At 60.5% G+C, this 23,844-nt stretch carries 24 protein-coding genes and 2 tRNA genes; 23 read left to right on the top strand and 3 right to left on the bottom strand.

Annotated elements, in window-relative coordinates:
* Position 1 precedes the first annotated feature (1 nt).
* The 5 genes from alaS to AACY25_RS17870 all read left to right on the top strand — a co-directional run bounded on the left by alaS (position 2) and on the right by AACY25_RS17870 (position 4,636).
* Positions 2-2,626, top strand: a complete 2,625-nt coding sequence (gene alaS, locus AACY25_RS17890; protein WP_339526386.1) for an alanine--tRNA ligase — start codon at positions 2-4, stop codon at positions 2,624-2,626.
* Between the two features lie 113 nt (positions 2,627-2,739).
* Positions 2,740-3,978 carry an aspartate kinase gene (locus tag AACY25_RS17885; protein ID WP_304868001.1) on the top strand — a complete coding sequence of 413 codons (1,239 nt, stop codon included), beginning with the start codon at positions 2,740-2,742 and terminating at the stop codon, positions 3,976-3,978.
* A 189-nt stretch (positions 3,979-4,167) separates the two neighbouring features.
* The gene (gene csrA / locus AACY25_RS17880; protein WP_025165378.1) at positions 4,168-4,353 is read left to right on the top strand and encodes a carbon storage regulator CsrA; all 186 of its coding nucleotides are present in this window, start codon (positions 4,168-4,170) and stop codon (positions 4,351-4,353) included.
* Between the two features lie 62 nt (positions 4,354-4,415).
* Positions 4,416-4,506 (top strand) — tRNA-Ser (locus AACY25_RS17875).
* A gap of 53 nt (positions 4,507-4,559) precedes the next feature.
* Positions 4,560-4,636 (top strand) — tRNA-Arg (locus tag AACY25_RS17870).
* A gap of 102 nt (positions 4,637-4,738) precedes the next feature.
* Here the strand turns inward: AACY25_RS17870 and AACY25_RS17865 are convergent.
* Positions 4,739-5,260, bottom strand: coding sequence for a DUF4124 domain-containing protein (locus AACY25_RS17865; protein WP_339526382.1), 522 nt, complete (start codon positions 5,258-5,260; stop codon positions 4,739-4,741).
* 322 nt (positions 5,261-5,582) lie between these two features.
* Between AACY25_RS17865 and mgtE the strand changes: the two genes are divergently transcribed.
* The 4 genes from mgtE (at position 5,583) to AACY25_RS17845 (ending at position 10,393) form a co-directional block, all read left to right on the top strand.
* Positions 5,583-7,025 carry a magnesium transporter gene (mgtE, locus tag AACY25_RS17860; protein WP_339526380.1) on the top strand — a complete coding sequence of 481 codons (1,443 nt, stop codon included), beginning with the start codon at positions 5,583-5,585 and terminating at the stop codon, positions 7,023-7,025.
* A gap of 163 nt (positions 7,026-7,188) precedes the next feature.
* The gene (locus AACY25_RS17855) at positions 7,189-7,440 is read left to right on the top strand and encodes an OadG family protein (RefSeq protein WP_339412303.1); all 252 of its coding nucleotides are present in this window, start codon (positions 7,189-7,191) and stop codon (positions 7,438-7,440) included.
* Between the two features lie 25 nt (positions 7,441-7,465).
* Complete coding sequence (gene oadA, locus AACY25_RS17850; protein WP_339526378.1) at positions 7,466-9,244, top strand: sodium-extruding oxaloacetate decarboxylase subunit alpha; 1,779 nt, start codon at positions 7,466-7,468, stop codon at positions 9,242-9,244.
* A 12-nt stretch (positions 9,245-9,256) separates the two neighbouring features.
* Positions 9,257-10,393: a sodium ion-translocating decarboxylase subunit beta gene (locus AACY25_RS17845; RefSeq protein ID WP_339526376.1), complete on the top strand. Its 1,137-nt coding sequence runs from the start codon at positions 9,257-9,259 to the stop codon at positions 10,391-10,393.
* Positions 10,394-10,485: 92 nt separating this feature from the next.
* Here AACY25_RS17845 and AACY25_RS17840 read toward each other — a convergent pair whose 3' ends face one another.
* Entirely contained in the window at positions 10,486-10,803 is a 318-nt protein-coding gene (locus AACY25_RS17840) for an Arc family DNA-binding protein (RefSeq protein WP_090382962.1), read from the bottom strand.
* A 391-nt stretch (positions 10,804-11,194) separates the two neighbouring features.
* On the opposite strand from AACY25_RS17840, the gene phnC reads away from it, so the two are divergent.
* From phnC to AACY25_RS17770, 14 genes are all read left to right on the top strand, one after another.
* Positions 11,195-12,031, top strand: coding sequence for a phosphonate ABC transporter ATP-binding protein (phnC, locus tag AACY25_RS17835; protein ID WP_339526370.1), 837 nt, complete (start codon positions 11,195-11,197; stop codon positions 12,029-12,031).
* Positions 12,032-12,087: 56 nt separating this feature from the next.
* The gene (phnD, locus tag AACY25_RS17830; protein WP_339526368.1) at positions 12,088-13,092 is read left to right on the top strand and encodes a phosphonate ABC transporter substrate-binding protein; all 1,005 of its coding nucleotides are present in this window, start codon (positions 12,088-12,090) and stop codon (positions 13,090-13,092) included.
* A 71-nt stretch (positions 13,093-13,163) separates the two neighbouring features.
* On the top strand, positions 13,164-13,958 hold the full coding sequence (gene phnE, locus AACY25_RS17825; protein WP_269381934.1) for a phosphonate ABC transporter, permease protein PhnE: 795 nt from the start codon (positions 13,164-13,166) through the stop codon (positions 13,956-13,958).
* A 36-nt stretch (positions 13,959-13,994) separates the two neighbouring features.
* The gene (gene phnF, locus AACY25_RS17820) at positions 13,995-14,699 is read left to right on the top strand and encodes a phosphonate metabolism transcriptional regulator PhnF (protein ID WP_339526366.1); all 705 of its coding nucleotides are present in this window, start codon (positions 13,995-13,997) and stop codon (positions 14,697-14,699) included.
* 40 nt (positions 14,700-14,739) lie between these two features.
* Complete coding sequence (gene phnG / locus AACY25_RS17815; protein WP_339526733.1) at positions 14,740-15,189, top strand: phosphonate C-P lyase system protein PhnG; 450 nt, start codon at positions 14,740-14,742, stop codon at positions 15,187-15,189.
* Positions 15,189-15,800, top strand: a complete 612-nt coding sequence (phnH, locus tag AACY25_RS17810; RefSeq protein WP_339526364.1) for a phosphonate C-P lyase system protein PhnH — start codon at positions 15,189-15,191, stop codon at positions 15,798-15,800. Before phnG ends, phnH begins: the two co-directional genes overlap by 1 nt.
* Positions 15,800-16,891, top strand: coding sequence for a carbon-phosphorus lyase complex subunit PhnI (locus tag AACY25_RS17805; protein ID WP_339526362.1), 1,092 nt, complete (start codon positions 15,800-15,802; stop codon positions 16,889-16,891). The genes phnH and AACY25_RS17805 overlap by 1 nt, the downstream gene beginning before the upstream one ends.
* Entirely contained in the window at positions 16,888-17,766 is an 879-nt protein-coding gene (locus tag AACY25_RS17800; RefSeq protein WP_339526360.1) for an alpha-D-ribose 1-methylphosphonate 5-phosphate C-P-lyase PhnJ, read from the top strand. The genes AACY25_RS17805 and AACY25_RS17800 overlap by 4 nt, the downstream gene beginning before the upstream one ends.
* The gene (phnK, locus tag AACY25_RS17795; protein ID WP_339526358.1) at positions 17,763-18,584 is read left to right on the top strand and encodes a phosphonate C-P lyase system protein PhnK; all 822 of its coding nucleotides are present in this window, start codon (positions 17,763-17,765) and stop codon (positions 18,582-18,584) included. The genes AACY25_RS17800 and phnK overlap by 4 nt, the downstream gene beginning before the upstream one ends.
* Positions 18,585-18,636: 52 nt before the next feature.
* Positions 18,637-19,350 carry a phosphonate C-P lyase system protein PhnL gene (gene phnL, locus AACY25_RS17790; protein WP_339526356.1) on the top strand — a complete coding sequence of 238 codons (714 nt, stop codon included), beginning with the start codon at positions 18,637-18,639 and terminating at the stop codon, positions 19,348-19,350.
* Positions 19,340-20,485 (top strand): alpha-D-ribose 1-methylphosphonate 5-triphosphate diphosphatase, encoded by a 1,146-nt coding sequence (locus AACY25_RS17785; RefSeq protein ID WP_339526355.1) that lies wholly within the window; start codon positions 19,340-19,342, stop codon positions 20,483-20,485. Before phnL ends, AACY25_RS17785 begins: the two co-directional genes overlap by 11 nt.
* Positions 20,485-21,048, top strand: a complete 564-nt coding sequence (gene phnN, locus AACY25_RS17780) for a phosphonate metabolism protein/1,5-bisphosphokinase (PRPP-forming) PhnN (protein ID WP_339526353.1) — start codon at positions 20,485-20,487, stop codon at positions 21,046-21,048. Before AACY25_RS17785 ends, phnN begins: the two co-directional genes overlap by 1 nt.
* A complete protein-coding gene (phnP, locus tag AACY25_RS17775; RefSeq protein WP_339526352.1) occupies positions 21,039-21,803 on the top strand; it encodes a phosphonate metabolism protein PhnP in 765 nt (254 codons plus the stop codon). The genes phnN and phnP overlap by 10 nt, the downstream gene beginning before the upstream one ends.
* A complete protein-coding gene (locus tag AACY25_RS17770) occupies positions 21,800-23,023 on the top strand; it encodes an MFS transporter (protein WP_339526351.1) in 1,224 nt (407 codons plus the stop codon). Before phnP ends, AACY25_RS17770 begins: the two co-directional genes overlap by 4 nt.
* Before the next feature lie 283 nt (positions 23,024-23,306).
* On the opposite strand, the gene AACY25_RS17765 is transcribed toward AACY25_RS17770, so the two are convergent.
* Entirely contained in the window at positions 23,307-23,774 is a 468-nt protein-coding gene (locus tag AACY25_RS17765; protein ID WP_136665833.1) for an Lrp/AsnC family transcriptional regulator, read from the bottom strand.
* Positions 23,775-23,844: the final 70 nt, after the last annotated feature.

Here is a 23,844-nt window from a genome sequence, read left to right as displayed (position 1 = left end):
TATGAAAAGCGCAGAAATCCGTGAAGCCTTCCTCAGCTTCTTCGAACAGAAGGGACACACCCGTGTCGCCTCCAGCTCCCTGATTCCGGGCAACGACCCGACCCTGCTGTTCACCAACGCGGGGATGAACCAGTTCAAGGATTGCTTCCTCGGCCTGGAGAAGCGTGCCTACACCCGCGCTGCCACCAGCCAGAAGTGCGTGCGGGCCGGCGGTAAGCACAACGACCTGGAAAATGTCGGTTACACCGCACGTCACCACACTTTCTTCGAAATGCTCGGCAACTTCAGCTTTGGCGACTATTTCAAGCGTGACGCCATCCATTTTGCCTGGGAGTTCCTCTCCGGCGAAAACTGGCTGAAACTGCCCAAGGAAAAGCTCTGGGTTACCGTTTACGCGACGGACGATGAAGCCTACGACATCTGGACCAAGGAAGTCGGCGTGCCGGCCGAGCGGATGATCCGTATCGGCGACAACAAAGGTGCGCCATACGCCTCCGATAACTTCTGGACCATGGGCGACACTGGCCCGTGTGGCCCGTGCACCGAGATTTTCTTCGATCACGGCGAGCACATCTGGGGCGGCCCACCCGGCAGCCCGGAAGAAGACGGTGATCGCTACATCGAAATCTGGAACAACGTGTTTATGCAGTTCAACCGGACTGCCGACGGCGTGCTACACCCGCTGCCGGCGCCGAGCGTGGACACCGGCATGGGGCTGGAGCGCGTTAGTGCGGTGCTGCAGCACGTCAACTCGAACTACGAGATCGATCTGTTCCAAAGCCTGCTGAATGCCGCGGCCAAGGCTATCGGTTGCGCCAACGAGGGCCAGGCTTCGCTGAAAGTGGTGGCTGACCATATCCGCTCCTGCGGCTTCCTGATCGCCGATGGCGTAACGCCGTCCAACGAAGGCCGCGGCTACGTGCTGCGTCGTATCATTCGTCGCGCCTGCCGTCACGGTAACAAGTTGGGCGCCAAGGGCAGCTTCTTCTATCAGATCGTCGCTGCGCTGGTAGCTGAGATGGGCGATGCCTTCCCTGAGCTGAAACAGCAGCAGGCGCATATCGAGCGTGTACTGAAAACCGAAGAAGAGCAGTTCGCCAAGACCCTGGAGCAGGGCCTGAAGATTCTCGAGCAGGATCTTGCCGAGCTCAAAGGCACGGTGATTCCGGGCGATGTGATCTTCAAGCTGTACGACACCTTTGGCTTCCCGATGGACCTCACCGGCGACATCGCCCGTGAGCGCGAGCTGACGCTGGATGAAGAAGGCTTCGAGCGCGAAATGCAGGCGCAGCGCGAGCGCGCTCGTTCTGCTAGCGCGTTCGGCATGGACTACAACAACCTGGTCAAGGTCGACAGCGAAACGGTTTTCCTCGGCTATAGCGCCGCCTCCGGCAACGGCAAGGTGCTGGCTCTGTTCAAGGCTGGCCAGGCGGTGGATACATTGGCGGCAGGCGAGGAGGGCGTTGTGGTCCTCGATCAGACGCCCTTCTACGCCGAGTCTGGCGGGCAAATCGGTGACTGCGGCTTCCTGCAAGCCGCTGGCGTGCGCTTTGACGTGCGCGATACCACCAAAGCCGGTGGCGCTTTCCTGCACCACGGCGTGGTGACCGAAGGCAATCTGCAAGTCGGCGCTGCCGTCGCGTCCAATGTTGAGGCCGATGTCCGCAAAGCCACCTCGTTGAACCACTCGGCCACCCACTTGCTGCATGCCGCCTTGCGTCAGGTGCTGGGCGAGCACGTACAGCAGAAAGGCTCGCTGGTGGACAGCCAGCGCCTGCGCTTCGACTTCAGCCACTTCGAGGCGATCAAGCCTGAGCAGATTAAGGCGCTGGAAGAGATCGTCAACGCCGAAATCCGCAAAAATACTGCGGTTGAAACTGAAGAAACTGATATCGAAACCGCCAAGAACAAAGGCGCCATGGCGCTGTTCGGCGAGAAGTATGGCGATAACGTGCGCGTGCTGAGCATGGGTGGCAGCTTCTCGGTTGAGCTGTGCGGTGGTATTCACGCCTCGCGTACAGGTGATATCGGCTTGTTCAAAATCACCAGCGAAGGCGGTGTGGCGGCAGGTGTGCGTCGAATTGAAGCAGTTACCGGTGCTGCAGCGTTTGACTACCTGAATGGCGCGGAAGAACAGCTGAAAGAAGCTGCAGCGCTGGTCAAGGGCAGTCGCGATAACCTGCTGGACAAGCTGGTCGGTGTGCTGGAGCGCAACCGTCAGCTGGAAAAAGAGCTGGAGCAGCTCAAGGCCAAGGCGGCCAGCGCGGCAGGTAATGACCTGGCCGGTTCGGCGGTCGACGTCAAAGGCATCAAGGTGCTCGCGGCGCGTCTCGACGGCCTGGATGGCAAAGCGCTGCTGGCGATGGTCGATCAACTGAAAAACAAGCTCGGCAGTGCGGTGATCCTGCTCGGCGGCGTGCAGGAGGACAAGGTCGTGCTGGTGGCTGGTGTGACCCAGGACCTGACGGCCAAACTGAAGGCCGGCGAGCTGATGAAGCAAGCCGCTGCGGCAGTTGGCGGCAAAGGTGGCGGTCGTCCGGACATGGCGCAAGGCGGCGGTATCAATGCTGCGGCGTTGGATGGTGCGCTGGCGCTGGCCGTGACCTTTGCTGAGCAAGGTCTGTAAGCACCTGGTTGCTTGAGTGCCAAGACCAAGGCCCGTATACGCCCGGCGGGCCTTGGCAGGGTATTGAGTTATCTGTTTAATGGGCGCCCTTCACGGGCTGAGGCGGCTTTGAAATGGCTTTGATCGTACAGAAATTTGGCGGCACCTCCGTAGGCACTGTTGAGCGTATTCAGCAGGTGGCCGCGAAGGTGAAGAAATTCCGCGAAAACGGCGATGACATTGTGGTTGTGGTTTCCGCCATGAGCGGTGAAACCAATCGCCTGATCGATCTGGCCAAACAGGTCAGTGATGGTCAGCCGGTACCGCGTGAACTCGACGTGATGGTCTCTACCGGCGAGCAGGTGACGATTGCCCTGCTGGCCATGGCGCTGATTAAGATTGGCGTGCCGGCGGTGTCCTATACCGGCAACCAGGTGCGCATCCTGACTGACAGCGCGCACAACAAAGCGCGCATCCTGCAGATCGATGACCAGAAACTGCGTGCCGACCTCAAGGCCGGTCGCGTGGTTGTGGTTGCGGGTTTCCAGGGTGTCGATGAGCACGGCAACATCACCACGCTCGGTCGCGGCGGCTCCGACACCACGGGTGTGGCGCTGGCTGCTGCGCTGAAGGCTGATGAGTGCCAGATCTACACCGACGTTGATGGTGTCTACACCACCGACCCGCGTGTGGTGCCACAGGCTCAGCGTCTGGAAAAAATCACCTTCGAAGAGATGCTGGAAATGGCCAGTCTCGGTTCCAAGGTGCTGCAGATTCGTTCGGTGGAATTCGCCGGCAAGTACAACGTCCCGCTGCGCGTGCTGCACAGCTTCCAAGAGGGGCCGGGCACCCTCATTACCCTTGATGAAGAGGAATCCATGGAACAGCCGATCATCTCCGGCATCGCTTTCAACCGCGACGAAGCCAAGCTGACCATCCGTGGCGTACCGGACATCCCGGGCGTGGCGTTCAAAATTCTCGGCCCTATTAGCGCTGCGAACATCGAAGTGGACATGATCGTGCAGAACGTTGCGCACGATAACACCACCGACTTCACCTTCACTGTGCACCGCAATGACTACACCGCAGCGCAGCAGGTGCTGGAAAATACCGCCCGCGAGCTGGGTGCGCGTGAAGTGATCGGCGACACCAAGATTGCCAAGGTGTCCATCGTTGGCGTTGGCATGCGTTCCCATGCCGGTGTGGCTAGCCGCATGTTTGAAGCGCTCGCCAAGGAAAACATCAATATCCAGATGATCTCCACCTCGGAGATCAAAGTCTCCGTGGTAATTGAGGAGAAATATCTGGAGTTGGCAGTGCGCGCCCTGCACACTGCTTTCGAACTGGATGCCCCGGCCCGTCAGGGCGACTGAGGCATTATCCGAAAGGCGCGGTTTATCCCGCGCCTTTTGTCTTTTTGGTTGGCATGAGCAGGAACTTTCTTTCTGCTCACACTGGTCAATACTTGGGTGAAGGCTCTGTTTGAGATGTTCGGGGCTGCCACCATTTTCTTTTTTTGCAGACTGCTGTTGTCCTGAACTGATATCCGTAAGGAGAAAGGAATGCTGATTCTGACTCGCCGGGTCGGAGAGACCCTGATGGTGGGTGACGAAGTCACTGTCACCGTGTTGGGCGTTAAAGGTAATCAGGTGCGCATTGGCGTTAACGCGCCGAAAGAGGTTGCGGTGCACCGCGAGGAAATTTACCAGCGCATCCAGAAAGAGAAAGGCGAAGAACCAAGCCACTAATTTTTATCGAAATTTTGGCTTTGCAAACGGGGAAAACATGGTTATCATGCGCCCCGTGTTGCGGAGAGGTGGCCGAGTGGCCGAAGGCGCTCCCCTGCTAAGGGAGTACATCTCAAAAGGGTGTCGGGGGTTCGAATCCCCCCTTCTCCGCCATTATTTAGTGCTGTAGATGTTGCTGTTGGATGTCTACAGTGCAAGCGTTACATGCACTCATAGCTCAGCTGGATAGAGTACTCGGCTACGAACCGAGCGGTCGGAGGTTCGAATCCTCCTGAGTGCACCAAACAAGAAGGGCCTGCAGCGATGCGGGCCCTTTTTTATGGCTGGTCATCCGGTGGTGGTTGCCTGTGGTTCATAACTGAATGGTGCTGAAAATGACGCCGGGTCATTTTTTATTCGCCGATTTTCGTTTGGCTTTAGCCTTGCCTTTGACGCAGCCAGCTTCATCGAAGCTGACGTTGCGCTTGTTGCCTTTCTTACCTTGGTAGACGTAACGCGTCTGGCCGTTCTGTTCGGTGATCTTGTCGGGCTTGCCAAGGCTGCTCTCGACATCACTGCGGCTCATGCCTAAGCGAATCTGTTGCTTGATGATGGCGGCGCGCCGTTCACTGCTGCTCAGATGGTTGCCGCAGCTATGCTGCTTTATGCCAACCACCGTCAGCTCCTGTTGGTCATTCTTCTTGCTCTCGCGGCTGGCCTTGCGCGGTTTGGCCAATGGCACCGGTTTACCGCTGCCCGGTGTAGGGTTGTAGGCCTGTTGCAGGCTTTGGTTGTGCGTGTCGGGGCAGCCCTGACGGGTGAAAGTAACGTGGCCTTTGGCGTCTTCGCAGCGAAATACCGTTGAGCCGATTGTGGGCAGTGGGCAAAGCAGAATGGCGCAGAAAGCTGCGCAGTGCAGTCCATGCATGGTGCGTCCTCCGTGACGGTCCATGTGTAAGGGTAGTCGATGGCTTTGTCTGCGCCAGGCGTGCCTTTGCCTGTGTCTGGCACGTCGCAGTTACAGATGTGCAGGCGCGCTTAAGTTTGTCGTGCAAGCGCTTGTTCTAGGATTGTTTTTGTCACATGCAAAGCGCCTGGGCGGTGGTATCATTCGCCGCGTCAGCCCCGCCGGGGCTTGTGGAAAACCACCATGGACTTACCCAGTAGTTACTCTGAATCTCGATTGTGCAATCACGTATTGACTGATTGACCCTCTGTGGCGTGCGCTGCCGCTGGGGGTGGAGCGCGCCATGACTGAAGTAGAAGCAAAAAAGCCGCAAGAAAGCCTGCAGAATCGCCTGGCCCAGGTGGTCGAGCTGTTGCATCGGCACAAGCTGGTCGAAGACCTGACCCATCGTCAGGAAGGCCAGCATCACGACCGGGTGGAAAGCCTGGTACACCGGCAGAACCTCGCCGAATTACAACGCAAGCTCGACGAGCTGCACTCCGCCGACGTTGCCCATATCCTCGAAGCATTGCCGCTCGAAGACCGCCTGACCATTTGGCAGTTGGTCAAGGTCGAGCGTGATGGCGACATTCTTCTCGAAGTGTCCGATGCGGTGCGGGAAACCCTGCTCGCGGACATGGATGATCACGAGATTCTCGCCGCTGCCAGGGATATGGACGCCGACGAGCTGGCCGATCTGGCCTCCGAACTGCCGCGCGATGTTGTGCACGAGCTCATGGAAACCCTCGATGCGCAGCAGCGTGAGCGCGTGCGTTCAGCGTTGTCTTATGAGGAAGATCAGGTCGGCGCGCTGATGGACTTCGAGATGGTCACCATCCGCGAAGATGTCAGCCTGGAAGTGGTGCTGCGCTACCTGCGCCGCCTCAAAGAGCTGCCGGGGCATACCGACAAACTATTCGTGGTTGATTACGACGGCGTCCTCAAGGGCGTGTTGCCGGTCAAGCGTCTGCTGGTTAATGACCCGGAGAAGCTGGTCAGCGAGGTCATGGCCACCGATCCAGTGAGCTTCCACCCCGATGAAGATGCCTATGACGCTGCCCAGGCCTTTGAGCGTTACGACCTGATCTCCACGCCGGTGGTGGACAAGAATGGCAAGCTGATCGGGCGTTTGACCATCGATGAGATGGTCGACCTGATCCGTGAGGAGAGCGAAAGCGAAGTCCTCAATATGGCCGGTTTGCGCGAGGAGGAAGACATCTTCGCCTCGGTGTGGAAGTCCCTGCGCAACCGCTGGGCTTGGCTGGCGGTCAACCTGGTTACCGCCTTTATGGCCTCTCGGGTGATCGGTTTGTTCGAAGGGTCGATCGAGAAACTGGTGGCATTGGCGGCGCTAATGCCGATTGTTGCGGGTATTGGTGGCAACTCCGGTAACCAGACCATCACCATGATCGTGCGCGCCATGGCGCTGGATCAGGTCAGTACCGGTAATACTTCGCGCTTGATTCGCAAAGAACTGGGCGTTGGCCTGGTCAACGGTATCGTGTGGGGTGGGGTAATCGGTGTGGTGGCTTACCTGCTTTACGACAGCTGGTCGTTGGGCGTGGTGATGACTGCGGCGATGACTCTGAACCTCTTGCTGGCGGCATTGATGGGGGTACTGATTCCCATGACGCTGGTACGCATGGGGCGTGATCCGGCAATGGGCGCCAGCGTGATGATCACAGCGGTGACTGACAGTGGTGGATTCTTTATTTTCCTGGGCTTGGCCAGTTTGTTCTTGCTCTAGGCTGATGACGCTTTTTCTACCGAAAATGTCCCATCGAGTGGGGTTGGGTTTGCTTCAAACGCTCGTTTCACGCTAAGGTTCGCCAGCTTTGCCCAGGATCGGCTCCTGGGCGCTCCTATCTAATAATTAACGCAGCTCAAACGTAGCTGGTAATGGAGCCAAGATGACCCCTAGTGAACTCCTGCTCGAGGGTGTCGAGCTCATGCTGTTCGGCCTGGGCTTCGTATTTCTCTTTCTAATTCTATTGGTGCTGATGATCCGCGTGATGTCGTGGGTTATCGAGCGCTTTGCCACAAAAGCGCCAATTCCCGTATCTGTGCCATCTGCAGTAAAAACGGCTTCCGACGAGCCGAGTGCTGATGTGCTAGCCGCCATCCAATCCGCTATTCACCAGCACCGCGCCCGCCGCGGGTGAGCCAGGTTCGACAGGGAGCATCTGTATGACTGCCGTAAAGAAAGCACTCGGAATTACTGATGTGGTGCTGCGTGACGCCCACCAGTCGATCTTGGCCACCCGTGTGCGCCTGGAAGACATGTTGCCAATCGCACCGAAACTTGATCAGGTCGGTTTCTGGTCTGTTGAGTCCTGGGGTGGCGCGACCTTTGATGCGTGCATTCGCTACCTGGGCGAAGACCCATGGCACCGCATCCGCGAGCTGAAAAAGGCTATGCCCAATACTCGTCAGCAGATGCTGCTGCGTGGACAAAACCTGCTGGGCTATCGCCATTACGCCGATGATGTGGTGGAAAAGTTCGTCGAGCGCGCCGCCTTCAATGGCGTTGATGTGTTCCGCGTATTCGACGCAATGAACGATCCGCGCAACCTGCAAACTGCATTGAAAGCTGTCAAGCAGCTGGGCAAGCATGCCCAGGGCACCATTTCCTACACCACCAGCCCGGTGCATACCCTGGAAATGTGGGTGGATTTGGCCAAGGAAATCGAGGATATGGGCGCCGACTCCATTGCCATCAAGGACATGGCTGGCATTCTCACCCCGTATACCGCTTTTGAGTTGGTCTCGCGACTCAAGGCCAGTCTGTCCATCCCGATTCATATGCAGTGCCATGCCACGGCAGGGCTGTCGTCTGTCGCCATTCTCAAGGCGGTCGAGGCCGGTATCGATAATGTCGACACGGCTATTTCTTCGCTGTCGATGACCTATGGGCATTCGCCAACCGAATCGGTGGTGGCCATGTTCCAAGGCACCGAGCGTGATACGGGGCTGAACCTCGAGTTGCTCGAAGAAATCGCCGCTTACTTCCGCGAAGTACGGAAGAAGTACGCGAAATTCGAGGGCAACCTCAAGGGTGTCGACTCGCGCATTCTAGTTGCTCAGGTGCCGGGCGGCATGCTGACCAATATGGAAGGCCAGTTGAAAGAGCAGGGCGCCCAGGACAAATTTGACGAAGTGTTGGCCGAAATCCCGCGTGTACGCGAAGACCTCGGCTTTATCCCGCTGGTAACCCCAACCTCGCAGATCGTTGGTACCCAGGCGGTGATCAACGTACTGACCGGTGAGCGCTACAAATCCATCACCAAGGAAACCGCCGGCATCTTGAAAGGTGAATACGGTTCGGCACCGGCACCTTTTAATAAAGAGCTGCAGGCGCGGGTGCTGGATGGCGCGGAAGCCGTTACCTGCCGTCCGGCCGACCTGCTTGACGCTGAGATGGACAAGCTGACTGCTGAGCTCAAGGGCATTGCCAATGAGAAAGGCATCAAGCTCGCCGCCGATGAAATCGACGACGTGCTGACCTACGCCCTGTTCCCGCAGATCGGTCTGAAGTTTCTGGAAAACCGCGGCAATCCAGCAGCCTTCGAGCCGGTGCCGACTGGTAAGGAAGCCCTTGTTCGCGAGGCTGGCAAGCCCGAGGTCTACACCGTTGAGGTAAACGGCAAGTCCTATGTGGTGCAAGTCAATGAAGGCGGTGATATCGAGGGACTCAAGGCTGTCGGTGGTGGTGCGGGTTCCACCGCGGCTGCGGTAGCAGCCCCGGTTGGCGCGGGCGAGCCGCAGAATGCCCCGCTGGCCGGCAATATCTTCAAGGTGTTGGTGCAGCCAGGCCAGGCCGTGGAAGAAGGACAGCTGGTGATCATCCTCGAAGCCATGAAGATGGAAACCGAAATTCGTGCGTTCAAGGCCGGCACCGTCGGTGCGGTCAACGTCAAGGTCGGTGATGCGGTGGCGGTGGGCGACAGCCTGCTGACCATCGGTTAAGGGAGCGCGGTAATGGAAAAGCTCCTCAAGCTTTGGCAAAGCACCGGCCTGTACCATGTCGAGGTTGGCCAGCTGTTTATGATCGCGGTGTGCATGCTGCTGATCTATCTGGCGATCAAGAAGGGCTTCGAGCCTTTGCTGCTGATTCCTATTGGTTTTGGCGGTCTGCTGGCCAATATTCCGGTGGCCAATATGGCGGAAGGCGCAGGCTTTCTGCATATGATCTACGAGGTTGGCCTGCCCACCAGTATCTTCCCGCTGCTGATCTTCCTCGGTGTGGGGGCCATGACTGACTTTGGGCCGATGCTGGCCAACCCCAAGACCTTGCTTCTGGGCGCGGCGGCTCAGTTCGGCATCTTCGGCACTCTGCTCGGCGCCCTGGCCATTACCGCGCTGGGTATTCCGGGGCTTGAGTTCACCCTCAAGGAGGCTGCATCCATTGCCATTATTGGCGGTGCAGATGGCCCTACCTCAATCTTTGTGACCTCCAAACTGGCGCCGCATCTGCTCGGCCCAATTGCGGTGGCGGCCTATGCCTATATGGCGCTGGTGCCGTTGATTCAGCCGCCGATCATGCGTGCGCTGACCACCAAGGAAGAGCGCGCCATCGTTATGCAGCAGCTGCGCCCTGTAGGCCAGACCGAGAAGATCATCTTTCCGATCGTGCTGTGTCTGCTTATCGGCATGCTGCTGCCTGATGCGGCTCCGCTGATTGGTATGTTTGCCCTTGGTAATTTGCTGCGTGAGGCCGGTGTGGTCGAGCGTCTGGCTGATACCTCGCGTAATGCCCTGATCAATATCGTCACCATCTTCCTTGGTCTGACCGTAGGTTCGAAGCTCTCGGCTGATTCCTTCCTGCAGCTGAAAACATTGGGCATTCTCAGTCTGGGCATGGTGGCGTTCTGTGCGGGTACCGCGGCAGGGGTGCTGATGGCCAAGCTGATGAACCTGTTCAGTAAGAATAAGGTCAATCCGCTGATCGGCTCGGCCGGCGTATCTGCGGTGCCGATGGCGGCGCGGGTATCGAACAAGGTCGGCCTGGAAGCCAACCCGCAGAACTTCCTGCTAATGCATGCCATGGGCCCGAACGTGGCCGGGGTGATTGGCTCGGCAGTAGCGGCTGGGGTGCTGCTTAACTTTGTCGGTTAATTAGCAACAGCCATAAAAAAGCCGCCGAGATGGCGGTTTTTTATGGTCAGCAAAAAAACCGGCCTAGGCCGGTTTTTTGATTGTGCGTGCCATCAAGCTTCTTCGGCGGCCATCTCAGCGTCGTGAGCAATCAGCGCCACCAGGGCGTTTTGCTGACGGCGCGACAGCTGGCGGAAGCGTTGTAACAGCTCACGCTCGTGCAAGGACAGGTCTGGACTGTCCAAGCGCATATTGAGGTCATCACCCAGAGCACTTTCTTGGAGCATGCTTTGCTCAAGACGAGCAATGATCTCCGAGTTCATGCTGCGGTGGTGGTTACGTGCGACATCCGCAATACGTTCGCGCATGCCATCGGGCAGACGAACTACGAATTTGTCAGCGGTGCGGCTGGAATAGAGTGCTGGTTTCATAGGGCGCGTACATTAAACCGGTTAGTTTAGGAAAGCGATACTGGCAATGGGCTATAGGATTGTCACCGGTTTGACCACCTATAGCACTAACCGTTCAGCCAGAAAGCCCCTTAAATGTAATGTGACTCTACAGTCGATTGGTCGGCAAATTGACGTCAATCGAGTGTCGAATTTTGCGTTGGATAAAGGCGTTATGCCAGCACCAGTTATCAGAAATGCGCCGTGCTGTGCAAAAACCTAGGAAATCTCCCTCTCCCATAGCAATAACTTCAAGCAATGGTCACGTAAGTGTCACGGCCCATTAATCGGTCTGACACAGGATTTGCCTACCTTGGTCTACACCAGCACGCGGCTTCGCGCTGCGGTGTAACCCTGAGAAAGGAGGCATTCCATGAGCGCAGTGATCCGGGTTGAGAGCCTGAACAAAACGTTCGGCCGCAAGCAGGCGCTGTTTGATCTGGCGCTGTCCGTCGAGCCCGGTGAAATGGTGGCATTGATCGGAGCCTCGGGTTCCGGCAAGTCGACCTTGCTGCGTCATGTTGCGGGCCTCGCCTGCTGCGATCGCAGTGATGGTGGCAGCATTCATGTGCTGGGTCGTGAGGTGCAGGCCGCCGGCCGGCTAAATGGCGAAGTGCGTCGTCTGCGCGCCGACATCGGCTACATCTTCCAGCAGTTCAATCTGGTCGGTCGTCTCAGCGTGCTGCAGAACGTGCTGCTCGGTTGCCTGGGGCGCATGCCGCGCTGGCGTGGCAGCTTCGGCCTATTCAATTCCGAAGAAAAGCAGCGTGCACTGCAGGCGCTGGCCCGCGTCGGTCTGGCGGATCTGGCGCAGCAGCGCGCCTCGACCCTGTCCGGTGGCCAGCAGCAGCGCGTGGCGATTGCCCGTGCCCTGTGCCAGCGCGCCAAGGTGATTCTGGCTGACGAGCCGATTGCCTCGCTCGACCCCGAATCAGCGCGCAAGGTCATGCAGATTCTTGCCGACATCAACCGCGAAGACGGCACCACTGTGGTGGTCACTTTGCATCAGGTCGACTACGCCATGCGCTATTGCCAGCGCGCCGTGGCGTTGAAAGCGGGGCGTATTCATTTCGATGGTGCCGCTGCCGAACTGCATCCCAACTTCCTTAACGATCTTTACGGGGCCGAGCTGCTAGCTGAGCCGCAAGCCGCCGAGAAACCGCGCCGTGCGCGCAAACCCAAGGTTCCGTTGGCTTTGGCCAAGGCCTGAGCTGCACCCCAGTTATGCCAACCCCTGTATGTCCATCTGCACTAGGAGTGCTTTGCATGTTCAAACGTATCAGTCGCGTTCTCGCCGCGTCCACGCTGCTGGCCGGTTCGGTTCTGGGCGCCGCCCAGGCCGCTGAGCAGGAAATCAATTTCGGCATCATCTCCACCGAGTCCTCGCAGAACCTCAAAACTATGTGGGATCCCTTCCTGGCGGATATGAGCCAGCAGACCGGGTTGAAGATCAAAGCCTTCTTCGCCCCTGACTACGCCGGGATCATCCAGGGCATGCGTTTCGACAAGGTCGACATGGCCTGGTATGGCAATAAGGCCGCGATGGAAGCGGTGGATCGTGCTGGTGGGCAGATTTTCGCCCAGACCGTCGCGGCCAACGGCACTCAGGGCTATTACAGCCTGATGGTGGCGCACAAGGACAGCCCGATCAATTCGATCGAAGACATGCTGAAAAGCGCTTCGAGCCTGACTTTCGCCAACGGCGATCCGAACTCCACCTCGGGTTATCTGGTACCGGGTTACTACGTGTTCGCGCAGAACAACGCCGACGCCAACAAGGTCTTCAAGCGCGCGCTCAACGGCAGCCACGAGGTCAACGCACTGTCGGTGGCCAACAAGCAGGTCGATGTCGGCACCTTCAATAGCGAGGGCATGGAGCGTCTGCAAGTGACCGCGCCGGACAAGGCCGCCCAGCTGAAAGTGATCTGGACCTCGCCGCTGATCCCGTCCGACCCGATGGTATGGCGCAAGAACCTGGATGACGCCACCAAGAACAAGCTGCGTGAGTTCTTTATGACTTACGGCGACCAGCCGGCTGAGCTGAAAGTGCTTGAAGGGCTGCAGTGGGCAAAGTTCAAAGCGTCGGATGACGATCAACTGTTGCCGATCCGCCAGCTGGAACTGTTCAAGAAACGCACTGAAGTGGCCAACAACGAAAAGCTCAATGCTGCTGACAAGCAGGCTCAGCTCAAGGAGTTGGATGCCGAGCTGGCCAAACTGGAAAAGCGTCTGGCTGAAATCGCCCAGAAGAGCCCGGCAAGCGCGGGTTAATTGCACGTGCCGCCAGCGACTCGCCCAGTGGGCGGGTCGCTCTGTTCTGCCGCTTGATTCGAGATGTTGTTATGACCACTTTGACCACCGCACCCACGCCCGACCTGATTGCCAAGCGTTCCTGGCTGCAGCTGATCGGCTGGGGACTGTTTTTCGTTGTGTTGGCCTGGTCCTGGCAGGGCGCGGAGATGAATCCGCTGGCGCTGATCCGCGACTCCAGCAACATGGCGACCTTTGCCGCGGACTTCTTTCCGCCTGATTTCAGCAACTGGGAGCTGTACCTCAAGGAGATGATCGTCACCGTGCAGATCGCCCTCTGGGGTACGGTGCTGGCGATTGTTCTGGCTATTCCGCTGGGCATTCTCTGCTCGGAAAACATCGTTCCATGGTGGGTCTACCAGCCGATCCGCCGGGTGATGGACGCCTGTCGTTCGATCAACGAAATGGTCTTCGCCATGCTCTTCGTGGTGGCGGTTGGCCTGGGTCCATTCGCTGGGGTGCTGGCGCTGTTTATCGGCACCACCGGGGTGCTCGCCAAACTCTTCGCCGAAGCGGTCGAGGCCATCGATCCAGGCCCGGTTGAAGGTGTGCGCGCCACCGGCGCCAGCGCGCTGCAGGAAGTCATCTACGGGGTGATTCCGCAGGTTCTGCCGCTGTGGATTTCCTACTCGCTGTACCGCTTCGAATCCAATGTGCGCTCGGCAACGGTGGTCGGCATGGTCGGTGCCGGCGGTATCGGGGTGATTCTCTGGGAAGCGATTCGCGGCTTCCAGTTCGCCCAGACCTGCGCCCTGCTGATCGTGATCATCCTGGTGGTCAGCCTGCTGGACATCATTTCGCAGCGCCTGCGCAAACAATTTATCTGACGGAGAACGGGCATCTGCGGATGCCCTTTATTAGCCATGCACTTGTCTAGACAACCCGAGCCGCTGTACCGCGAACTGGCCGCCGTGCTGCGCGATGAGCTGCAGCGCATGAGCCCCGGCGATTACCTGCCGGCCGAGGTGCAGTTGGCCGCGCGTTTTGCAGTCAATCGCCACACCCTGCGCCGCGCAGTGGATGAGCTGGTGCTCGAAGGCCGTCTGCTGCGCCAGCAGGGCAAGGGCACGCGGGTGTTGGCCAAGCCGCTGATCTACCCGATGCAGGCCGGCAGCGCTTACAGCGCCTCGCTCTCGGCGCTCGGTCACAAGGTCGAGGCGCAACTGCTGGAAAGCCGTCTGCGCCCGGCCGGTTGTGAAGAACGTGAGTACCTGCAACTGGCCAGCGGTGCGCAACTGCTGGAACTGAGCACCTTGCGCCTGATTGAAGGCCAGCCCGTCAGCCTGATTCGTCACGCCTTCAGCATCGAATATGCCGAGTTGCTCGCCGACTACCAGGGCGGCTCACTGCGCCAGTACCTCAGCCTGCGCGGACTGCCATTGACCCGCACCTTCAGCCTGATCGGTGCGCGCCTGCCCAGCCGTGATGAGGCCGCCCGCCTGTTGATGCCCCGGCATGCGCCGCTGCTGAGCGTGCAAACCCTTTCCCGCGATCTGGCCGGACGGCCGGTGGAGCTGTCGTTATCGACCAGCCGTGCCGACCGCTTCCAGTACCAGCTCGCCCTTTGATGGAGGCTTGTTGATGAACCGCGATAGACCGCACAGCGACATGCAGCACAGCGACCCGCACATCGCCACCCGCCAGCGCTGGATGGGCGTGCTCGCCCGCGCCGGCGGCCAACTGGCGGCCTACGAGTCGGCGTTGAAGGAAGCCGAGTACCGCCTGATTCGCGCCCCGGAAATCGGCATGACCCTGGTGCGTGGGCGCATGGGCGGCACCGGCAGCCCGTTCAACCTCGGCGAGATGAGCGTGACCCGTTGCGTGGTGCGCCTGGCCGATGGCCGCACCGGTTACAGCTATGTGGCCGGGCGCGACAAGCAGCATGCCGAACTGGCGGCTCTGGCCGACGCGCATTTGCAGGGCAGCGAACAGCCGCATTGGCTAAGCCGACTGATCGAACCCCTGGCCGCTGCGCAGCACGCCCAACAGGTGGCCAAGGCCGCCGAAACCGCCACCACTCAGGTGGAATTTTTTACCTTGGTCAGAGGAGAAGACTGATGAACGCGGCGAATAGCTCGCAATGGCTGCAACCGGCCTTCAATGACCCGGTGCTGGACGCCCAGACCAGCTTTCGCAGTGCCCTCAAGGCGCTGGCTGAGCCAGGCCTGATACAACCGCTTAACCGCGCCCTGGCCCTGGAAAACCTGCAACCGGCTACTTACGCCCTGTGCCTGGCGTTTCTCGATGGTGATACGCCGCTGTGGCTGGCGCCGCGTTTCGACACCCCGGCGATCCGCGCCAACCTGGCGTTCCACTGCGGCTGCCCGATTGTCGCCGAACGCGAACTGGCGCTGTTTGCCCTGCTCGATGAAAGCGAGCTAACGGACCTGTCAGCCTTCGACAATGGCAGCGAGCGTTACCCGGACCAGTCCTGCACCCTGCTGATCCAGCTCGATGCCCTCAGCAATGGCGCAGTCCTGCGCTGGCGTGGCCCAGGCATCAAGGACGTGCGCAGCGTCGAGTTGCCGCTCCCGGCAGCGTTCTGGCAGCAGCGCCAGGCGCGCAGTGCCTTTCCCCGTGGTCTGGATGCCTTCTTCGCTGCCGGTGAGCAGGTCATCGGCCTGCCGCGCAGCACCCGCGTGCTGCTCAATGCCGAGGAGGCTGCCTGATGTACGTCGCCGTCAAAGGTGGCGAACACGCCATCGATAATGCCCATTTGCTACTGGCCAAAAAACGCCGTGGCGATACCAGCATTCCCGAACTCAGCGTCGATCAGGTGCGCGAGCAGATGCCTCTTGCCGTGGCCCGAGTGATGAGCGAAGGCTCGCTGTACGACCCACAACTGGCAGCACTGGCGATCAAGCAGGCGGCCGGTGACCTGATGGAAGCGATCTTCCTGCTGCGCGCCTACCGCACCACGTTGCCGCGCTTCGGCGCCAGCGCCGCGCTGGACACCACACAGATGCAGCTGACTCGGCGTATCTCGGCAACCTTCAAGGACCTGCCCGGCGGCCAGCTGCTCGGCCCGACCTTCGACTACAGCCACCGTCTGCTGGATTTCGCGCTGTTGGCCGAGGGTGAACAGCCGGGGCCGCAGGTCGACCCACAGGCTGAATTGTCGCCGTGCCCACGGGTGCTGGACTTTCTCGCCGACGAAGGCCTGATGGCCCGCGAGGCGGATGAGGGCGCAGCGGTGGCGGATATCACCCGCGAGCCGCTGGATTTTCCCGCCAGTCGCGCCCAGCGCCTGCAGGCCCTGGCCCGTGGTGATGAAGGCTTCCTATTGGCCCTGGGCTATTCCACCCAGCGTGGCTACGGGCGCAATCACCCCTTTGCCGGGGAGATTCGTATCGGCGACGTTGAGGTCTGGCTGGAGCCGGAAGAACTCGGCTTCGCCGTGCCGTTGGGTGACATCGAGGTAACCGAGTGCGAAATGGTCAACCAGTTCGTCGGCGGTAAGGGCATCGATGCGCAGTTCACCCGTGGCTATGGTCTGGCCTTCGGCTATGCCGAGCGCAAGGCCATGGGCATGGCCCTGGTCGACCGCTCGCTGCGCGCTGCGGAGTACGCCGAGGAAGTGGAAGGCCCGGCGCAGCAGGAAGAGTTCGTGCTGATGCACTGCGACAACGTCGAGGCCGCGGGCTTCGTCTCGCACCTGAAATTGCCGCACTACGTCGACTTCCAATCCGAGCTGGAGCTGATCCGCAAACTGCGCAAGCAGGCCAGCGAGCAGCCCGCCGCCGAGGAGCAACGCGCATGAATGCCCAGGCACAAACACAGTATGCAACTGAGGTCGGCTACAACTTTGCCTACCTCGATGAGCAAACCAAACGCATGATCCGCCGTGGCCTGCTCAAGGCTGTGGCGATTCCCGGTTACCAGGTGCCGTTCGGTGGCCGCGAGATGCCGCTGCCCTATGGCTGGGGCACCGGCGGCATGCAACTGACGGCGGCAATTCTCGGCGCTGATGACGTGCTTAAGGTGATCGACCAGGGCGCGGATGACACCACCAATGCGGTGTCGATCCGCCGCTTCTTCGCCCGCACCGCCGGGGTCAAAACCACCACCCGCACCCCCGAGGCGACGGTGATCCAGACTCGTCACCGCATCCCGGAAACGCCGCTCAATGGCGATCAGATCATGGTCTACCAGGTGCCGATCCCCGAGCCGCTGCGCTTTATCGAACCCTCGGAAACCGAGACCCGCACCATGCATGCGCTGGAAGATTACGGCGTGATGCACGTGAAGCTGTACGAGGACATCGCCACCTTCGGCCATATCGCCACCAGCTACGCCTACCCGGTGACGGTGGATGAGCGCTACGTGATGGACCCCTCGCCGATCCCCAAATTCGACAACCCCAAGTTGCATATGAGTCCGGCGCTGATGCTATTTGGCGCCGGCCGCGAGAAGCGCCTGTACGCCGTGCCGCCGTTCACCCGGGTGGTCAGTCTGGACTTTGCGGATCACCCCTTCGAGATTCAGCGCTGGGACGAGTGCTGCGCCTTCTGCGGCAGCCAGGATTCCTACCTGGACGAACTGATCGTCGACGACGCCGGCAGCAAGCGTTTCGTCTGCTCCGACACCGACTACTGCATGCAACGCCGTGACCTTGAAGAGGAGGGCGCCCAATGAGTGCTGCCGAGAGTGCTGCCGAAAAGTTGCACCTGCACAGCGAAACCGCGCAGCCGCTGTTTAGCGTGCGTGACCTGACCCGCCTATACGGTCTGGAGAAGGGCTGCCAGGGCGTGTCGTTTGATCTGTATCCGGGCGAGGTGCTCGGCATCGTCGGCGAGTCCGGCTCGGGCAAGTCGACCCTGCTCAGCCTGCTCTCCGGGCGCTGCCCGCCGGATCGCGGTTCAGTCAGTTATCGCGATACGGCCGGCAACTGGGTCGACCTGTACAGCGCCAGCGAGGCGCAGCGGCGCACGCTGCTGCGTACCGAGTGGGGCTTTGTCGAGCAGAATCCACGTGACGGGCTGCGTATGGGCGTATCGGCCGGAGCCAACATCGGCGAGCGGCTGATGGCCCAGGGCGTGCGCCATTACGGCGAACTGCGCGCGGCCGGCATCGACTGGCTGAAACAGGTGGAAATCGACCCGCTGCGTATCGACGACCTGCCGCGCACCTTCTCCGGCGGCATGCAGCAGCGCTTGCAGATCGCCCGCAATCTGGTGTCCAGCCCACGGCTGATTTTTATGGATGAGCCCACCGGCGGCCTCGATGTGTCGGTGCAGGCGCGCCTGCTCGACCTGTTGCGCGGCCTGGTGCGCGAACTGGACCTGGCGGTGGTGATCGTCACCCACGACCTGGCCGTGGCGCGCTTGCTGGCGGACCGGCTGATGGTGATGCGCCGCTCCCATGTGGTCGAGGCCGGTCTCACCGACCAGATTCTCGATGACCCGCAGCATCCCTATTCGCAGTTGCTGGTGTCGTCTGTCCTGCAGCCATGACGTGTGTGCAGCCCAGATTGCATGCGGGCTGCCGGTCAATATGAGGTCAATCATGAATACGCTTATCGAGGTCTCCGGCCTCAGCAAGACCTTCACCCTGCATCAGCAGCACGGCGTGGTGCTGAATGTGTTGAGCGGGCTGCATTTCAGCGTGCGCGCCGGCGAGTGCCTGGTGCTGCACGGCCAATCCGGCGCCGGCAAGTCGACCTTGCTGCGCACCTTGTACGGCAATTACCTGGCCGCCGGCGGCAGCATTCGCGTGCTGCACAACGGCGAATGGGTTGAGTTGGTTGGCGCAGAACCCCGCCAGGTACTGGCGGTACGCCGGCAGACCCTGGGCTATGTCAGCCAGTTTCTGCGGGTGATTCCCCGGGTCGCCACTCTGGATGTGGTGATGGAACCGGCCCTGGCCCGTGGTTGGAGCAAGGCCGATGCCGAAGCGCGGGCGAAAAGCCTGTTAAGCCGCCTGAATATCCCCCAGCCCCTGTGGCAGCTGGCCCCCGGCACCTTCTCCGGCGGCGAGCAGCAGCGGGTGAATATTGCCCGCGGCTTTATGGTCGCCTGGCCGCTGATGCTGCTGGATGAACCCACCGCGTCCCTGGACGACGCCAACCGCCAGGTGGTGCTGGAACTGATCGCTGAAGCCAAGGCCGCCGGTAGCGCGCTGATCGGCATCTTCCATGATCGTGCCGCCCGTGAGGCGGTGGCCGATCGCTACCTTGATATGAGCGCTGCGGCGCAGCAGGAGTATGTATATGCCGGTTGAACAGATTCTTACCAACGCGCGGATCGTCACCGCCGAGCAGGAGTTTGTCGGCACCCTGGTGCTGCGTGACGGCCTGATTGCCCAGGTGGAAGAGGGTGTCAGCGGTTTGCCCCAGGCGCAGAACCTCGGCGGTGATTACCTGCTGCCTGGCCTGGTCGAGCTGCACACCGACAACCTAGAAAAATATATGAGCCCACGGCCGGGGGTGGATTGGCCGTCGGCCTCGGCGGTGCTGACCCATGATGCGCAGATCGCCTCGGCGGGCATTACCACGGTGTTCGATGCCCTGGCGATTGGCGACGTCAATCCGCGTGGCAAACGCATGCAGCAACTGCCGGCGATGCTCGAAGCGATTGCTTCAGCGGCAGCAGCCGGGCATATGCGCGCCGATCATCGCCTGCACTTGCGCTGCGAGGTCTGCCACCCGGATACCCTTGCGGTGTTTCGCGATCTGGTCGAACACCCGCTGGTGCAACTGGTCTCGGTGATGGATCACGCGCCGGGCCAGCGCCAGTTCGCCAAGGAAGACAAATACCGCGAGTACTACATGGGCAAGTACCACCTCAGCGAAGCGGAGATGGATGCCTTTATCGTCGAGCAGGTGGGCAACTCGCGACAGTACAGCGACCGCCAGCGCCGCAGCATCGTTGCCGACTGCCAGGCCCGTGATATTTCCGTGGCCAGCCACGACGACGCGACCCTGGCCCATGTGCAGGAGTCGGCGAGTTTTGGCATGTCCATCGCCGAGTTTCCCACCACCCTGGAGGCGGCCAAGGCCAGCCACGAGCTGGGTCTGAAGGTGCTGATGGGCGCGCCGAATATCGTTCGCGGTGGTTCGCACTCGGGCAATATCGCCGCCGCCGAGCTGGCTCAGCAGGGTGTACTGGATATCCTCTCCAGTGACTATTATCCGGCCAGCCTGCTGCAGGCCGCTTTGCTGCTGGCCGGGCAGGATAACGGCTATGATCTGCCGCGAGCAATTGCCACCGTCAGCCACGTGCCGGCACAGGCGGCGGGGTTGCATGATCGCGGCGAAATCCGCGTCGGCCTGCGTGCCGACCTGGTGCAGGCGCAGGTGCACGGGGGCCAGGCGGTGATCCAGCAAGTCTGGCGACAAGCGAAAAGGGTGTTCTGATGAGCGGCCGGTTGATCTATCTGATGGGGCCTTCGGGCTCGGGCAAGGACAGCTTGTTACAGGCTGCGCGTGAGCGTTTGGCCGAGCGTGATTGCGTGATCGTGAGGCGGGTCATTACCCGCTCAGCGGAGTCGTTGGGGGAGGACGCCATTGGCGTTTCCCCAACCGAGTTTGATGCCCAGGAAGCGGCCGGCGCCTTTGCCCTGAGCTGGCGCGCCAATGGTCTGGCTTACGGCATTCCCAAGCAGATCGATGATTGGTTGGCAGCGGGGCAGGATGTGTTGGTCAATGGATCACGGGCTTATTTGGCCGAAGCGCGGCAGCGCTATCCGCAGCTGATCGGCGTGTTGCTTACGGTTGATGCCCTGGTACTGCGTGAACGTTTACTTCGCCGCGGTCGTGAAAGCCTTGAGCAGATTGAGCAACGCCTGGCGCGCAACGCTCAGTTTGATGCCGCCGCTGTCGAGCGTGATGGTCTGCATTTACTGGACAACTCCACCTCGATTGAGCGCGCACGAGACAATCTATTGATGCTGGTCGGAGCCAGCCAAACATGCGCTTGACCCTGCTGGGTACAGGTGATGCGCGGCAGGTGCCGGTGTACAACTGCAGTTGCCCAGCCTGCGACAGTGCGCGGGTTTACCCGGCGCGCCGCCGTGGGCCTTGCAGCGCGCTGATTGAGTGCGGCGCGCAGCGTTGGCTAATCGACTCAGGATTGCCTGATCTGACTGAGCGCTTTCCGCCCCATAGCCTGAGCGGCATTCTGCAAACCCATTACCACGCCGATCATGCCCAGGGCTTGCTGCACCTGCGCTGGGGCCAGGGGCTGATTATTCCGGTGCATGGCCCGGATGATCCGGAAGGCCTGGCCGACCTGTACAAACACCCCGGCATTCTCGATTTCAGCCAACCGTTTGCCGCCTTTGAGCGGCGACAACTGGGTGAGTTAAGCGTGACGGCGCTGCCGCTTAATCACTCGAAACCGACCTTTGGCTATCTGCTGGAAGGCTTAACGGCGAGTGGCGAACAGCGGCGTATCGCCTACCTGACCGACACCCTCGGCGTACCGGAGGCCAGCGCTGAGGTGCTGCGTCAACGACCGCTGGATCTGCTGGTGCTGGACTGCTCCACCGCGCCGCAGCCCATCGCCCCGCGCAATCACAACGACCTGACCCGCGCGCTGGAAGTGGCCCTGCAGTTGCAACCCAGAGAAACCGTACTGACCCATATCGGCCATAGCTTCGACGCCTGGCTGCTGGAACACCCCGATGCCTTGCCGGCGGGCGTCAGCCTGGCCTTTGATGGGCGGGTGCTATGAATAGCGCCCGTCGCATCACCTTGCTGCTGTGCAGCGCGGAAACCCTGGGCATGGCTGGCTTTGCCCTGTTCGCCGCCTTGCTGCCGGATTTTCAGGCGCTGTGGGGGCTGACTAATACCCAGGCGGGGTGGATCGGTGGCGGGTTCTTTCTCGGTTATATGGTCGCGGTGCCGATCCTGACTGGGCTGACCGACAAATACGATGCGCGGCTGATCTACCTGGCGGCGATGCTGCTGACGGCGGTGGCCAATGCCGGCTTTGTCTTCGCCGATGGCTTCTGGTCGGCGCTGGCCTGGCGAGTGTTAGCGGGCGTTGGCCTGGCGGGCACCTATATGCCGGGGCTTAAGGCCTTGTCCGAGCGCATAGAAGGGCCGGCGCAATCGCGCGCGGTGGCCTTCTATACGGCGAGCTTCGGTTTGGGCACGGCGCTATCGTTTATTCTCGCCGGCGAGCTGGCCAAGTTCGGCGGCTGGCAGTTGCCGACTCTGCTCAGTGGTGTTTGCGCCTTGCTGGCCTGGGCCATGGTCTATTGGGGTTTGCAGCCCCAGGCGGTAGTTCAGCATGCGCCGCGCAAATTGTTGGACCTGGCCCCGCTGAAAAATCGCGCGGTGGCAGCCTATTGCCTGGCCTATGCGGTGCATAACCTTGAGCTGTTTGCCCTGCGTGCCTGGGTGGTGGCCTTTGTGGTGTTCTCCGGGCAGCTGCAGGGCAGCGATCCCTGGCTGTCCGGCACCTGGGTGGCGATGCTGGTAACCCTGATCGGCATGCCCGCGAGCATCTTCGGCAACGAGCTGGCGCTGCGTTTTGGCCGGCAGCGCTGGCTGATCGCGGTGATGCTCAGCTCGGCCGTGCTGGCGCTGTTTATCGGCCTGAGTGCGGCCTTGCCGTTCTGGCTGATGCTGGTGCTGGTGTTGATCTATAGCATCACCGTCACCGCCGATTCATCATCCCTGACCGCCGGCCTGATCGCCGTGGCCCCGGCCAGCCACCGTGGTGCGGCCATGGCGCTGTATTCCTGCACCGGCTTTAGCGGCGCCTTTCTCGGCCCGCTGCTGTTTGGCATCAGCCTGGATCTATTGGGCGACAAGAGCCTGCTTGGCTGGTGGGCGGCGTTTGCCCTGATGGGCCTGCTACTGCTGCTCGGCCCGCTGGCGTTGTGGTGGGCGGGAAGGGCGCAGGGCGAGGGGAATAAGGTGGCGTTGCAACTCGAGTCTGCTTAGGGCGATTAGGCAAAACGGTGGACAAGCTGCGCGTTGTCCACCCTACGAATGGCTTGTGGGGCTTTAGCCGCGATGTGCCGTTCGTAGGTTGGGTTAGCCGCCTGCCGCGTTTGTCAGGCGTCATGGGGCTTAGAGTGCGGCGTAGCCCACCGTCGGCGCAATGCGTTCGATTGCCTGGTGGGTTACGCGCCGCGCGGCTATTGGAATTGGCTTATCGAGCGGTGTTCGGCGTCGCTAACCCACCCTACGAGGCATCGCCCCTCCCACGCTATTCGGGCCCTTCTTAATCCAGCGGCAACTCAGTGGTGCGTTTGACCTCGCTCATGGCGATATGCGAGTGCGCTTCGTGCACATGCGGGCGTTGCAGCAGGTGGTCGCGCAGAAAGCGTTCGTAGCTGGCGATGTCTTTGGCCACCACCTTGAGCAGGTAATCCGAGCCGCCGGCCATGGTGAAGCACTCCAGCACTTCGGGGTAACCGACCACCGCCTGCTCGAATTCTTCCAAGTTGCTGCGCCCGTGCGCCGACAGTTTGATATCGACAAATACGGTGATGCTGAAGCCCAGTTGCTTGTGGCTGAGCAGGGCAACCTTGCGCTCGATAATGCCTTCTTCCTGCATGCGGTGAATCCGCCGCCAGCAAGGCGATTGTGACAATTCCACCTTCTCGGCTATCTCGGCGGCGGAGAGGTCGGCGTTGTGTTGCAGCAGGCGGAGAATCTTGCGGTCGATGGGGCTGAGTTTTTCTTGCATGACTGTTCCGAATTTTTTGTTCTTGTTGGATTAATCATGCGCAGTATCTGCAAAACGGCCAGCAAAAAGA

It is taken from the genome of Pseudomonas sp. EA_35y_Pfl2_R111 (genome assembly GCF_963970955.1).
Lineage (GTDB): Bacteria > Pseudomonadota > Gammaproteobacteria > Pseudomonadales > Pseudomonadaceae > Aquipseudomonas.
The sequence above is the reverse complement of the archived record's forward strand: the minus strand, read 5'-3'. Positions and strand labels throughout refer to the sequence as shown.

Excerpts from the sequence above, each read along its gene's own strand:
- alaS (WP_339526386.1), top strand. The coding sequence starts at position 2 with ATGAAAAGCGCAGAAATCCGTGAAGCCTTCCTCAGCTTCTTCGAACAG.
- AACY25_RS17885 (WP_304868001.1), top strand. The coding sequence starts at position 2,740 with ATGGCTTTGATCGTACAGAAATTTGGCGGCACCTCCGTAGGCACTGTT.
- csrA (WP_025165378.1), top strand. The coding sequence starts at position 4,168 with ATGCTGATTCTGACTCGCCGGGTCGGAGAGACCCTGATGGTGGGTGAC.
- AACY25_RS17865 (WP_339526382.1), bottom strand. The coding sequence starts at position 5,260 with ATGCATGGACTGCACTGCGCAGCTTTCTGCGCCATTCTGCTTTGCCCA.
- mgtE (WP_339526380.1), top strand. The coding sequence starts at position 5,583 with ATGACTGAAGTAGAAGCAAAAAAGCCGCAAGAAAGCCTGCAGAATCGC.
- AACY25_RS17855 (WP_339412303.1), top strand. The coding sequence starts at position 7,189 with ATGACCCCTAGTGAACTCCTGCTCGAGGGTGTCGAGCTCATGCTGTTC.
- oadA (WP_339526378.1), top strand. The coding sequence starts at position 7,466 with ATGACTGCCGTAAAGAAAGCACTCGGAATTACTGATGTGGTGCTGCGT.
- AACY25_RS17845 (WP_339526376.1), top strand. The coding sequence starts at position 9,257 with ATGGAAAAGCTCCTCAAGCTTTGGCAAAGCACCGGCCTGTACCATGTC.
- AACY25_RS17840 (WP_090382962.1), bottom strand. The coding sequence starts at position 10,803 with ATGAAACCAGCACTCTATTCCAGCCGCACCGCTGACAAATTCGTAGTT.
- phnC (WP_339526370.1), top strand. The coding sequence starts at position 11,195 with ATGAGCGCAGTGATCCGGGTTGAGAGCCTGAACAAAACGTTCGGCCGC.
- phnD (WP_339526368.1), top strand. The coding sequence starts at position 12,088 with ATGTTCAAACGTATCAGTCGCGTTCTCGCCGCGTCCACGCTGCTGGCC.
- phnE (WP_269381934.1), top strand. The coding sequence starts at position 13,164 with ATGACCACTTTGACCACCGCACCCACGCCCGACCTGATTGCCAAGCGT.
- phnF (WP_339526366.1), top strand. The coding sequence starts at position 13,995 with ATGCACTTGTCTAGACAACCCGAGCCGCTGTACCGCGAACTGGCCGCC.
- phnG (WP_339526733.1), top strand. The coding sequence starts at position 14,740 with ATGCAGCACAGCGACCCGCACATCGCCACCCGCCAGCGCTGGATGGGC.
- phnH (WP_339526364.1), top strand. The coding sequence starts at position 15,189 with ATGAACGCGGCGAATAGCTCGCAATGGCTGCAACCGGCCTTCAATGAC.
- AACY25_RS17805 (WP_339526362.1), top strand. The coding sequence starts at position 15,800 with ATGTACGTCGCCGTCAAAGGTGGCGAACACGCCATCGATAATGCCCAT.
- AACY25_RS17800 (WP_339526360.1), top strand. The coding sequence starts at position 16,888 with ATGAATGCCCAGGCACAAACACAGTATGCAACTGAGGTCGGCTACAAC.
- phnK (WP_339526358.1), top strand. The coding sequence starts at position 17,763 with ATGAGTGCTGCCGAGAGTGCTGCCGAAAAGTTGCACCTGCACAGCGAA.
- phnL (WP_339526356.1), top strand. The coding sequence starts at position 18,637 with ATGAATACGCTTATCGAGGTCTCCGGCCTCAGCAAGACCTTCACCCTG.
- AACY25_RS17785 (WP_339526355.1), top strand. The coding sequence starts at position 19,340 with ATGCCGGTTGAACAGATTCTTACCAACGCGCGGATCGTCACCGCCGAG.
- phnN (WP_339526353.1), top strand. The coding sequence starts at position 20,485 with ATGAGCGGCCGGTTGATCTATCTGATGGGGCCTTCGGGCTCGGGCAAG.
- phnP (WP_339526352.1), top strand. The coding sequence starts at position 21,039 with ATGCGCTTGACCCTGCTGGGTACAGGTGATGCGCGGCAGGTGCCGGTG.
- AACY25_RS17770 (WP_339526351.1), top strand. The coding sequence starts at position 21,800 with ATGAATAGCGCCCGTCGCATCACCTTGCTGCTGTGCAGCGCGGAAACC.
- AACY25_RS17765 (WP_136665833.1), bottom strand. The coding sequence starts at position 23,774 with ATGCAAGAAAAACTCAGCCCCATCGACCGCAAGATTCTCCGCCTGCTG.